This window comes from Bacteroides sp. M10 (assembly GCF_014334015.1).
Classification (GTDB): domain Bacteria; phylum Bacteroidota; class Bacteroidia; order Bacteroidales; family Bacteroidaceae; genus Bacteroides; species Bacteroides intestinigallinarum.
In genome coordinates, this window is the sequence record NZ_CP060488.1 from 2448077 (window position 1) to 2460928 (window position 12852).

Consider the following 12852-nt stretch of genomic DNA (forward strand, 5'->3'; position numbering starts at 1 on the left):
ATATTGATAAGGCAATGGTCAAATAATGATGGTCATTTTATGACCATCATTATTTGACCATTGTTGTTTTATTTACTATCTTTGGACCAATATCAAATGTAATATAGATATGAATAATCCTTTTGTAACTAATGGTTATGTTTCTGCCAAGTATTTCTGTGATCGGGAAAAAGAGACAGCAGATGTGATAACAATGCTGCTGAATGGGAATAATATTGCTTTGATTTCCCCGCGAAGATATGGAAAGACGGATTTGATAAGACATTGTTTTTCTCGTCCGGAAATCAGTGGGCATTTTTATACTTTTATTGTGGATATTTATGCTACACGTTCGTTGCGCGATTTAGTTAATAAACTGGGTAAAGCTATTTTGGAGGAATTAAAGCCGCATGGAAGAAAGGTTTGGGAACTTTTTGTCAATGCTATATCTTCTTTGAAAGCCGGGATATCTTATGATATTTCGGGAACACCCTCCTGGTCTATCAGCTTGGGCGATATTACTAATCCGACAATTTCTCTGGATGAAATTTTTAATTATCTGCAGAAAGCCGACAGACCATGTCTGGTTGCAATTGATGAGTTCCAGCAAATAGGGAAATATGATGAAGATACGATTGAGGCAACTCTCCGAACCTATGTGCAATATTGTAGCAATGCACATTTTATATTTGCAGGATCGCAACGGCATTTGATGGGAAGCATTTTCACCTCTCCTTCCCGACCGTTTTACCAAAGTGTAACAATCATGAATCTTCCACCTATTCCGAAAGATAAATATAGGGAGTTTGCTGTCAGACATTTCCGGGAAAATCATAAAATACTGTGTCCGGAAGTGGTTGATATATTGTATGATCGTTTTGCCGGTGGAACGTTTTATTTGCAGAAAGTGATGAATGTACTTTTCTTGAAAACTCCTGATAACGGAATTTGTGGAATGGAAATGGTGGAGTCAGCTATCGATTATATTATTAATTTTACGGCGGACACCTATGCTGAACTGTTATACCAATTACCTGAAAAACAGAAAGAAGTTTTTATAGCTATCAATAAAGAAGGGAAAGCAAGAACAATCAATTCGGGTGCATTTTGCAAACGTTATGGATTGGCTTCGCCAAGTTCCGTAAAGTCTGCTGTAAATGGACTTTTAGATAAAGATTTTATAACTAAAGAACGGGATTACTATGAAGTTTATGATAAGTTCTTTAGTCTTTGGCTAGCCAAACAATAATTATGGAATGAATGGAAATAAAGCAAAATAGCGCCAATTGGCGCTATTTTGCTTTATTTCCAACCCTTTTTGAATGATAATTATGCCCTCCTTTTTAGGTGAATCGCCTACCTTTGCCGTATACTATTAAAATTCTATTTTTGAATAAACCATGAAAAACAGATTGATTGCTTTACTGGTACTTTTTACAGTTATTTTCTTTAGTGCTGCGCAGGCGCAAACTACTGCACGGAAGTTTGAGGCAGGCAAGAACACATTCTTGCTGGATGGAAAACCGTTTGTGGTGAAGGCTGCCGAGTTGCATTACACCCGCATCCCGCAAGCTTATTGGGAGCATCGCATTGAGATGTGCAAGGCATTAGGCATGAATACTATTTGTATTTATATCTTCTGGAATATCCATGAACAGGAAGAAGGAAAGTTCGATTTTTCCGGTCAGAATGATATTGCAGCTTTCTGCCGTGCGGCACAGAAACACGGTATGTATGTCATTGTCCGTCCTGGTCCGTATGTATGTGCGGAGTGGGAGATGGGGGGACTTCCCTGGTGGCTGTTGAAGAAAAAAGATATAGCCTTGCGTACGCTCGATCCCTATTATATGGAACGGGTAGGCATCTTTATGAAAGAGGTCGGTAAGCAACTGGCTCCGCTGCAAGTGAATAAAGGGGGGAATATTATCATGGTACAGGTAGAGAATGAATACGGTTCTTATGGAATCGACAAACCTTATGTCTCTGCCGTGCGTGACCTGGTTCGTGAATCCGGTTTTACCGATGTACCTCTGTTTCAATGCGACTGGAGCAGTAACTTCACCAATAACGCGCTCGATGACCTGATTTGGACGGTGAACTTTGGAACAGGCGCCAATATCGACCAGCAATTTAAAAAACTTAAAGAACTTCGTCCTGAAACTCCGTTGATGTGTAGCGAGTTCTGGAGCGGATGGTTCGACCACTGGGGACGCAAACATGAGACACGTCCTGCAAAAGATATGGTACAGGGCATCAAGGATATGCTCGACCGGAACATCTCTTTCAGTCTGTATATGACTCACGGAGGAACGACTTTCGGACATTGGGGAGGTGCGAACAACCCGGCTTATTCCGCCATGTGCAGCTCATACGATTATGATGCTCCGATTAGCGAATCCGGATGGACGACCGATAAGTTTTTCTTGCTTCGTGACTTGTTGAAAAACTATCTTCCGGCAGATGAGACGTTGCCCGCAGTGCCCGCAGCTCTGCCTGTTATTGAAATCCCCGAGTTTCACTTCCATAAAGTGGCTCTGCTTTTCTCAAATCTGCCGGAGGCAAAACAAACGGTGGATATTCAACCGATGGAACAATTCAACCAGGGATGGGGAACGATTCTGTATCGTACCACATTGCCCGAAACGACTCTTGCAGGCGCCACTTTGAAAATTACGGAAGTGCACGACTGGGCGCAGATATATGCCGACGGTAAACTGCTGGCACGCTTGGATCGTCGTAAGGGAGAATTTACAACGACCCTGCCCGCGCTGAAAAAAGGCACACAACTGGATATTCTTGTGGAAGCAATGGGACGTGTTAACTTTGACAAGTCCATCCACGACCGCAAAGGAATTACCGAAAAGGTGGAACTTATTTCGGGTAACCAGACTAAGGAATTGAAAAACTGGACTGTGTATAACTTCCCGGTAGATTATTCCTTTATAAAAGATAAGAAATATAGCGATACAAAGATATTACCGACTATGCCTGCCTATTATAAGAGCACCTTTACACTGGATAAAGTAGGAGATACTTTCCTGGATATGAGTACATGGGGAAAAGGTATGGTCTGGGTGAACGGTCATGCAATGGGTCGTTTCTGGGAAATCGGTCCGCAGCAGACTCTCTTTATGCCGGGTTGCTGGCTGAAAGAAGGAGAGAATGAAATCCTTGTTCTGGATTTGAAAGGTCCTACCCGGGCTTCTATCAAAGGTTTGAAGAAACCAATTCTCGATGTGCTTCGCGAAAAAGCTCCCGAAACACACCGCAAGGATGGAGAAAAACTGAAACTGACGGGTGAGAAATTGGCCTATGAAGGAACTTTCACTCCGGGTAACGGCTGGCAGGAAGTGCGATTTGCCACTCCGGTGAAAGGACGTTATTTCTGTCTGGAAGCACTTTCTCCACAGGCAAATGATAACATCGCAGCGATAGCAGAGTTTGATGTCCTGGGAGCTGATGGTAAACCGGTATCCCGCGAACATTGGAAGATTCGTTATGCCGATAGTGAAGAAACGCGTAGTGGCAACCGTACAGCCGACAAGATATTCGACTTGCAGGAATCCACTTTCTGGATGACAGTGGACAATGTTCCTTATCCTCATCAATTGGTAATTGACTTGAGCAAAGTGGAAACTGTGACCGGTTTCCGCTATCTGCCCCGTGCCGAAAAAGGGTATCCAGGTATGATTAAGGAATATCGTGTATATGTGAAACCTGCTGATTTCAACTACTAAACAGTGAATGAACAAGAATAAAACAATGGATGAAAAAGCATTGAAATGATGATGAATATGAAGAAAAATATAATTCTTTTCGCATTCCTATTTGTGGGAGTGTTGACTGGGTATTGCCAGCAATCTGCTTACCTGTTTGTTTACTTCACCGGCAATCGCATGAGTGAAGAAGCCGTTCGGATGGCTGTTAGCCTCGATGGATATAATTATAAAGCCTTGAATGGAAATCAGCCGGTACTTGATTCCCGTGTGATTAGTTCAACAGGTGGAGTACGTGATCCCCATATCTTGCGCTGTGAAGATGGGAAGACATTTTATATGGTGGTGACAGATATGGTGTCCGGCAATGGATGGAGTTCTAACCGTGCCATGATATTATTGAAATCAAAAGACCTTGTACACTGGACTTCCAATATCGTGAATATCCAGAAAAAATATCCCAATCAGGAGGATCTGAAACGTGTGTGGGCTCCACAAACTATTTATGATAGGGAAGCAGGAAAGTACATGGTTTACTGGTCCATGCAACATGGCAATGGTCCCGATATCATTTATTATGCTTATGCCAACAAAGATTTTACCGATATAGAAGGAGAGCCGAAGCCACTGTTTCTTCCGGAAAACAAAAAATCATGTATTGACGGCGACATTATTTACAAAGATGGACTCTATCATTTGTTCTACAAAACGGAAGGGAATGGAAATGGAATTAAAAAGGCCACTACCTCCTCTCTAACCTCCGGCCAATGGACAGAATCGGATGACTATAAACAGCAGACGAAGGATCCGGTAGAAGGTTCGGGTATTTTCCCGCTGGTTGGTTCCGATAAGTATATTTTGATGTATGATGTATATACGAAAGGTAAATACCAGTTTACTGAAAGTTCCGATCTGGAACATTTCAAAGTGATTGACCATGCTATCAGTATGGATTTCCATCCGCGCCATGGCACTGTCATACCGATTACCCCAAAAGAGTTGAAACGCCTCTTCAAGGCCTATGGCAAACCCGAAGGTTTCTGAACTAAAATATCTCGTGGGACAGGAGAAAAACACCTGTCCCAGATTTGTTAAACCAATTGTTTTTCAGGCGGGTAATCTTCGCTTCCCAGTGAGTATTCCCATCTTTTTGTTTTCTTTTGAGTTATTCTGATAAGATGGATTCAACTAGTTGTAATCCTGGAAAACAGTATACGATACGGGAAAAAGTGTATATTTTACCCTTGTTTACTTGTTTCTTATATATTTTTAAGTGTATAATTACCAATTATTATATGAAACACGCTTGTTAGAATGATGAAAATCTTAACTTTGCGATTGATAATCTTAATGCAATATATACCATGAGAAAATTATTCCTCTTTTTAGTTGTCTTGTTTTTGTCGTTTCAGCAGGTCACTTTAGCTGCAATCAAAGAAATGACGAGTACACCCGATTCGGTTTATCTGTTTTCTTTTGCAACTTCCGGAGACGACGGACGCAGCGGACTCCGTTTTGCCTGGAGTACAGATAAAGAAAACTGGTTTGAAATTGGCCGGAACTACGGATATCTCCGGTGCGATTATAGCCGCTGGGGATCACAGAAGAAAATGCTCGATCCTTATTTGAAACAATCGCCCGATGGCGAATGGATTTGTACCTGGAAACTGAATGACCATGATGGATACGGCCAGGCTACTTCCAAGGATTTAATCAACTGGACCAGTCAGAAATATCCCCGTACTACGCCGGATTTTGACGGAGTGAGAGTGAAAGCTATTGTTGCCGGAGAAGAGCAGAAAGGAAATATCAACCGGGTAGCTTGGACCTTGGTGGATGGATTGGATAAAAATTATGGCTGGAATCAATATCGGAACTCATTACATGGAGAACGTCCGGTACAGGATGGAGAACGTTTTGCAGGTTTGAAGCCTGTAAAAGCAACGGTCACTGTACAACCGGAAGGCGCAAAAGCCATTAGTGATGTATTGCTGGGCGCTTTTTTTGAAGACATCAATTATTCGGCAGACGGAGGACTCTATGCAGAACTTATCCAAAACCGCGACTTCGAGTACGACCCTTCGGACAGAGAAGGAGATAAGAACTGGAACAGCACTCATTCCTGGGCACTGAAAGGAGAGAAAACGACTTTCACTATTGATACTACCGACCCTATTCATATCAATAACCCACATTATGCCGTGCTGAATGTAGAACAACCGGGAGCTGCATTAGAAAATACAGGTTTTGATGGAATCGCACTGAACACCGGAGAGAAATATGATTTTTCCATCTTCGCCCGGGTTCCGCAGGGTAAATCAAATAAATTGCAAGTTCGTCTGGTAGATGGAAAAGGAAATGTGTGTGGAGAAACTTCTCTAACAGTGTCTTCCCGTCAATGGAAAACATATAAAGCAGTGATAACTGCTAAAGCTACTGCGGACACTCATCTCGAAATCATCCCTCAATCTGTTGGTGAATTAAATCTGGACATGATTTCCCTATTCCCGCAGAATACATTTAAAGGACGTAAGAACGGGCTTCGCAAAGATCTGGCTCAAGTGTTGGCTGATATTCATCCCCGTTTCATCCGTTTCCCCGGTGGCTGTGTGGCTCATGGTGATGGTTTGAAAAACATTTATCAATGGAAAAATACAGTAGGTCCGTTGGAAGCAAGAAAAGCACAGCGTAACCTTTGGGGATACCATCAAAGCATGGGATTGGGTTATTTTGAATATTTCCAGTTTTGCGAGGATATTGGTGCGGAACCGCTTCCAGTGCTGGCGGCCGGTGTTCCTTGCCAGAACTCTGCCTGTCACGGCGACTTGAGAGGAGGACAACAAGGTGGTATCCCGATGAGCGAAATGGGAGCTTATATTCAGGATATTCTTGATCTGATAGAATGGGCAAACGGTGACGCTAAGAAGACAAAGTGGGGAAAGGTACGTGCCGAAGCCGGGCATCCGAAACCATTCAATTTGAAATACATCGGTATCGGAAATGAAGATCTTATCACTGATATCTTCGAAGAACGCTTCACGATGATCTTCAATGCCATCAAAGAAAAATATCCTGAAATGATTGTTGTCGGTACAGTGGGACCGTTCAATGAGGGTACAGACTACGTGGAAGGATGGAAACTGGCGGACAAACTGGGTATTCCGATGGTCGACGAACATTATTACCAGACTCCGGGATGGTTCCTGAACAACCAGGATTTCTACGACAAATACGATCGTTCGAAAAAGACAAAAGTATACTTGGGCGAATATGCAACTCACATACCGGGACGAAAGGCGAATATCGAAACAGCACTGACAGAAGCTCTTTATCTTGCAGCCTTGGAACGTAATGGAGATGTTGTACACATGACTTCCTATGCCCCTCTTCTCGCTAAAGAAGGACATACCCAGTGGAATCCGGATTTGATTTACTTCAATAACCGGGAAGTGAAACCTACCACCGGCTACTATGTTCAGAAACTCTACGGACAGAATGCCGGAAACGAATATTTGCCGTCAAAGATCGCTCTTGATAATAGAGACGATCAAGTACGGAAACGCATTGCTTCTTCTATTGTCCGTGACTCGGCAAGTGGCGACGTGATTGTGAAGCTGGTCAATTTACTTCCCGTAGAAGTGAATACGAATGTCGACCTTTCTGGAATCGGTGCTATACAGTCTTCTGCAAAAAGAACCGTACTGACCGGCAAACCGGCCGATACCCCGCTACCTGTTGAAGACACGATGGAAGTAGCAGAAAAGTTTGACTATCAATTACCTGCCTATTCTTTTACGGTGATCCGCATAAAGAAGGCAAATGAGAAATAACAGAAAAAAGTGAAGATAATAACGACATAAATAATATGAAGAAGATAATAAGTACCCTGCTGGCTAGTTGCTGTCTGACTTCTCTGATAGCACAGGAAGTGGTAGTGAAAGGGCCGGATGAAAAACTGCAATTGGTTGTATCTGCTTCTCCAGCCGAAAAGCCAAGTTATTCGATTACCTACAATGGAAAGACAATGTTGGAGAAATCTCCTTTGGGTATGAATACGAATATCGGTGACTTTGCAAAAGGAATGAAACTGACAGGACACGCTGTTACTCCGATTGACACTGTCTATCATCAGGATCGTATTAAAACCTCCAAGGTGCATTATCAGGCAAACGAACTGATTTGTAATTTTGAGAATCCGAAAGGGCAGAAAATAGATGTAGTCTTTCGTGTCAGCAATCACGATGTAGCTTTCCGCTATACTCTTCCGCGTCAGGATGGAAAAGGAAGTGTAACGGTAACTGCCGAAGAAACCGGCTTTCGCTTTCCGCAACAAACAACTACTTTCTTATGTCCGCAAAGCGATGCCATGATAGGTTGGAAGCGTACCAAACCCAGTTATGAGGAAGAGTACAAGGCAGATGCTCCCATGAGTGACCGTTCGCAGTACGGGCATGGCTACACGTTCCCTTGTCTGTTCCGTATCGGTGACGATGGTTGGGTATTAGTCAGCGAAACAGGTGTAGACAGTCGTTATTGCGGTTCTCGTTTGAGCGATGTAAGCGAAGGTAATCTGTATACGGTTGCTTTCCCGATGGCAGCAGAAAATAACGGTAACGGAACTTCTGCTCCGGCGTTTGCCCTTCCCGGTGCTACTCCCTGGCGTACCATAACTGTTGGCGAAACCTTGAAACCGATTGTGGAAACAACCGTTGTCTGGGATGTCGTACGTCCTCTTTATGAAACGAAGCATGACTACCGTTTTGGACGAGGCACATGGAGCTGGATTCTCTGGCAGGATGGTAGTATTAACTATGACGATCAGGTGCGCTATATTGATTTTGCAGCTGCAATGGGGTATGAGTATGCTTTGATCGATAACTGGTGGGATACGAACATCGGCCGTGACCGCATGAAATCTTTGATAGAATACGCACGAAGCAAAGGAGTGGAACTCTTCTTATGGTATAGCTCTTCCGGCTATTGGAATGATATTGAGCAGGGGCCGGTGAATCACATGGACAATGCTATTATCCGCAAACGTGAAATGAAATGGTTGCAAAGCCTTGGAGTGAAAGGAATCAAAGTTGATTTCTTTGGTGGCGACAAGCAGGAAACGATGCGCCTGTATGAAGATATTTTGAGTGATGCTGACGACCACGGTCTGATGGTAATCTTCCACGGTTGCACCATCCCTCGCGGATGGGAACGTATGTACCCGAACTATGTAGGCAGCGAGGCTGTACTGGCCTCCGAAAATATGGTTTTCAGCCAGCACTTCTGTGATGAAGAGGCTTTCAATGCCTGTCTGCATCCGTTTATCCGCAACGCGGTGGGTTGCATGGAATTTGGTGGTTGTTTCCTGAACAAACGGCTGAATCGCAACAATGACGGAGGAACTACCCGCCGTACTACTGATATCTTTCAATTAGCCACTACCGTATTATTCCAGAATCCGGTACAGAATTTTGCGCTTGCTCCCAACAACCTGAAAGATGTTTCCCCTGTTTGTATGGACTATATGAAAACGGTTCCTACCACGTGGGATGAAACACGTTTCATTGACGGATATCCGGGAAAATATGTAGTCTTGGCACGTCGCCACGGTGACACTTGGTATCTGGCGGCTGTGAATGCCGGGAAAGAAATCGTAAAGTTGAAACTGGATTTAGATATGTTTGCCGGAAAAACCGTTTCTCTGTATAAGGATGATAAAAAAGGAGAACCTCAACTTGTGACGTTGAAAGTAAAAGAAAGCGGAAAAGTGCAACTGGAAATCCTTCCACAGGGAGGCGTTGTATTGGTGAACAACTAGATGATATTTTTACTGACAGAACCAATTATAAACATAATGACACGTAATAGGGATGTGAACTGGAAAGTTCTGTTTTGAATCGTTGCGGAATCATATGGAAATGATTGTTCGGTAAAAGTTGGCAGAATCAATATTTATAGCGTAATTTATGTAGCACTTTTTATGCTACACAAATTACGCTATAAATAATATGTGTTTAAAATACCCTTCACCTTTCACAATACCCTATTCATCGGCATTAGCGGGTGAAGGGCAGGCTTTCACCTTCCTTTCACCTTTTTACCCTGGCTTTCACAGATTGTCGAGTCTGCTAAATCTTTTATCTATAGTTGGCAGAAGAAGTGTTAGCAGATAGCTTCCAGACTATTATAGGAAAACTTCTTTTCTATAAGGGATAAACTTCCTTTGTATAGGGACCAAACTTTCTTTGCATCATAAGAAAACTATAAATGCAAGCTTTGATTATATAAATGAAACTTGCATTTGTATAATCAAAGCTTTTGTTTTTATAAACGCAACTTGCAATTATAGATTGCATTTAATGAAAAGCAAGTTTACATACTGGTAATAAGAAGTTTACCAGTAATCAAAAGAAAGTTTGTTATTAATGAAAAAGAAGTTAGTTAGTAATGAGTGGGAAACAGGTTAGATATGTCTTTAGAAGTAACAGGTGGAGAAGAATTATACAGGGTTAAGAAAACGGAGGGTGAAAGGCGGATGAAAGAGCAGCCTTCACCCGCTAATGCCGATGAATAGGGCATTGTGAAGGGTGAAGGCTGTACTTGTAAAGTTGAAACTTTATAATTTTAAGTCTACTCTCTTTCCCCTATAAGAAACAGATTGATCGAATGTCGTAGCATCACCGTCACCACAACCCTTTCCCGGTTCTACAATGATAATGTTGAATTTACGATTTTTCAGCATTCTTTTGTAGTTACCTTGCCGGTCGTTAATCGTCAGGGTGCGGTCTTTATCATTCCATTTCATGGCAATGGTAGTGTATGCTCCCTTTTCGTAATTGTAGTTGTCGAACTCATCTTCGTAAAGAGTAAATTCTGCGTCGGCACCCGGATAAATGCGAAGTGTCAGATTATCCCATTTCTTTTCGGTGGAATATTGTACAGCCGGTCCCCAGGGTAGGATAGAACCTGCACGGATATAGACCGGCATGATGTCGATAGGCACTTCACGCTGGATGGTTTGTCCGCCTTTCAGGCTTTTTCCGGTCCAAAAATCAACCCATTGGGCACCTGCGGGTAGATAAACATCTGTCTTTCCTATCTTATTCATATTCTTCTGATAGCCGTTCTGTTTGTCGTCCTGCCATGTATAAAGCGAATCAGTTACGGGGCGGACAAGGAAATTACGGCCAAACATATACTCTGTATCCATCTCGAGTACTTTCTTATCTTTAGGAAAATCCATCATGAGTGGTCGGATGATGCTGCCCGCTTTGTTGGTAACTTCCCATGAAGTGCTGTAGAGATAGGGCAAAAGGCGATAGCGCAGGTGAGTATATTTTTCGAGTGCGTCATAAGCCCAGTCTCCTTTCTTGCCGAACTGGTATATTTCCACAGCTATCGGACTGGAATTGTGTGAACGCATGATCGGCTGGAATGCTCCCCACTGATACCAGCGCACGTGCAATTCATGATAAGCGATATTGTGTACATTATTGTTATATTTCCATGCGAAGAATCCGCCTAGGTCGGTATTCCAGTATGGTATGCCGCATAGTGAGTAATTTAGTCCTGCCGCCAGTTGTTTCTTCATCACTTCCCAGGTGGAGACTACATCGCCGCTCCATGAATGTGACGCATAACGTTGCTGTCCTAGGAAAGACGAACGTGTGAGCAGGAATACCCGCTTGTCGGAAGTGGTGGCACGTTGATGTTCGTATACACCCTTGTTAGACATCAAAGGAAAAGCGTTGTGCACTCTGCGGAATGAACCCAGATAAGTGGGGGTATCGAAATCTTTGTCCTTGATTTCCAGATGATCCGGCTCGGTAGAGTCGAGCCACCAGCCATCCATTCCGAGATCGAAGATATTCTTTTTCATTTCTGCCCAATACAAATCGCGTGCTGTCGGATTGAACGGGTCGTAAGGTTTTACTCCGGCTTTGGGAGGCCATGTCTCGAAGTGAAGCAATGCTTTCAGGCTATCCATTTTCTGGTACATCTCTGTCCACGGACCGAACGAGGCCCATACTGAAATCATGATATGTGCATTCTGTTTATGTACATAGTCGATCATTTCTTTCGGACTTTTGATGCGTGGCGTTCCATAATTAGCATTTCTGTCTTCTCCGTTCGGGAGGAATTTCATGTATTCCGGATCACCCATTTTGTTGATATAGCGTGGGTTTTGGAATTTCATCGAGTTCCAGTTTTCGTTGCATCCCCAATATTGCCAGTCTTGGATGATACCGTCCAGAGGTACTTTCAGTTCACGGTACTTGTCTACTACTTCGCAGAGTTCGTCCGGACTTTTATAGCGTTCGCGGCATTGCCAGAATCCCAGTGTCCAGAGCGGATAGAGCGGGGCCTGACCGGTCAGTTCGCGCACTCCGGCTATTACACCGTCCGCATTGCCGCCGTAAATGAAATAATAATCAGCGCAATCGCCTACTTCCGAGTCGAACGACATCTCTTGCGGATTGTCGAGGAAAGTAGTGGGAGAGTAATTATCCCAATAAAGGGCATATCCTTTGACGGAATGAATAAACGGAATACAGATACTCATATTCTGATTGCGGAGGAGTAGTTTCTGGTTACGTTGGTTCACTTTACCCGTCTGCTGCTGTCCCAATCCGTAGATTACTTCGTCTTTATCCAGCAAAAAAGCCTGGCGAACATTGAAAGACGGAACACCTGCATCATTGAAAGGAGTGAATTGTGTTCCGTAATCCTTGTCCGTCAACAGACGTTGGCCGGACGAATCGAAAAAATGGATACCACCAGTCTCCGGGTTCACTTCCACTTGGATAAGACGGCTGCTTAATGTCACATTTTTCCCCTTTTCACCGAAAGAAACAGGAGTCGACTCGGGCGTTTTGACAATGACCAGACTTTCTTTATTGCAAGATTTCTGACTGGGCGTCTTATAAATCCTGACAATGAAGGGTGAATAAAACTCTACGTTGACATCCATCCCCTGTGTGGCACACTTGATGCCTTGTGAGGTACGCTGTACATTTTGTGCTGTACCATTGCCTGCTGCAACCATTGTTGCACATACAAGCAAGAAACCGGCTTTTCTAATAAGATTCATTTTCATGGTTTTTTAAGTGCTTTATGATGCAGCAAAAGTAGGGTGGAGGCAAGTAAAACGGACAACAATCAG

General features: G+C 43.3%; 6 protein-coding genes. 5 read left to right on the top strand and 1 reads right to left on the bottom strand.

What is annotated here, in order from left to right:
* The first annotated feature begins 109 nt into the window (after window positions 1–109).
* From H8796_RS08700 to H8796_RS08720, 5 genes are all read left to right on the top strand, one after another.
* Entirely contained in the window at window positions 110–1228 is a 1119-nt protein-coding gene (locus H8796_RS08700) for an ATP-binding protein (protein ID WP_117935464.1), read from the top strand.
* A gap of 151 nt (window positions 1229–1379) precedes the next feature.
* Window positions 1380–3716 (top strand): beta-galactosidase, encoded by a 2337-nt coding sequence (locus H8796_RS08705; RefSeq protein WP_187343960.1) that lies wholly within the window; start codon window positions 1380–1382, stop codon window positions 3714–3716.
* A 45-nt stretch (window positions 3717–3761) separates the two neighbouring features.
* On the top strand, window positions 3762–4739 hold the full coding sequence (locus H8796_RS08710) for a glycoside hydrolase family 43 protein (RefSeq protein WP_032853229.1): 978 nt from the start codon (window positions 3762–3764) through the stop codon (window positions 4737–4739).
* Window positions 4740–5059: 320 nt separating this feature from the next.
* Window positions 5060–7525: an alpha-L-arabinofuranosidase C-terminal domain-containing protein gene (locus H8796_RS08715; protein WP_117935468.1), complete on the top strand. Its 2466-nt coding sequence runs from the start codon at window positions 5060–5062 to the stop codon at window positions 7523–7525.
* A 35-nt stretch (window positions 7526–7560) separates the two neighbouring features.
* Entirely contained in the window at window positions 7561–9507 is a 1947-nt protein-coding gene (locus H8796_RS08720) for a glycoside hydrolase family 97 protein (protein ID WP_117935470.1), read from the top strand.
* Between the two features lie 798 nt (window positions 9508–10305).
* Here H8796_RS08720 and H8796_RS08725 read toward each other — a convergent pair.
* Window positions 10306–12786: a glycoside hydrolase family 31 protein gene (locus tag H8796_RS08725; protein WP_117935472.1), complete on the bottom strand. Its 2481-nt coding sequence runs from the start codon at window positions 12784–12786 to the stop codon at window positions 10306–10308.
* Between the last annotated feature and the right edge of the window lie 66 nt (window positions 12787–12852).

What these genes read in the sequence shown, in the direction of transcription:
- H8796_RS08700 (WP_117935464.1), top strand. Translation starts at nt 110, where the DNA reads ATGAATAATCCTTTTGTAACTAATGGTTATGTTTCTGCCAAGTATTTC.
- H8796_RS08725 (WP_117935472.1), bottom strand. Translation starts at nt 12,786, where the DNA reads ATGAAAATGAATCTTATTAGAAAAGCCGGTTTCTTGCTTGTATGTGCA.
- H8796_RS08720 (WP_117935470.1), top strand. Translation starts at nt 7,561, where the DNA reads ATGAAGAAGATAATAAGTACCCTGCTGGCTAGTTGCTGTCTGACTTCT.
- H8796_RS08710 (WP_032853229.1), top strand. Translation starts at nt 3,762, where the DNA reads ATGATGATGAATATGAAGAAAAATATAATTCTTTTCGCATTCCTATTT.
- H8796_RS08705 (WP_187343960.1), top strand. Translation starts at nt 1,380, where the DNA reads ATGAAAAACAGATTGATTGCTTTACTGGTACTTTTTACAGTTATTTTC.
- H8796_RS08715 (WP_117935468.1), top strand. Translation starts at nt 5,060, where the DNA reads ATGAGAAAATTATTCCTCTTTTTAGTTGTCTTGTTTTTGTCGTTTCAG.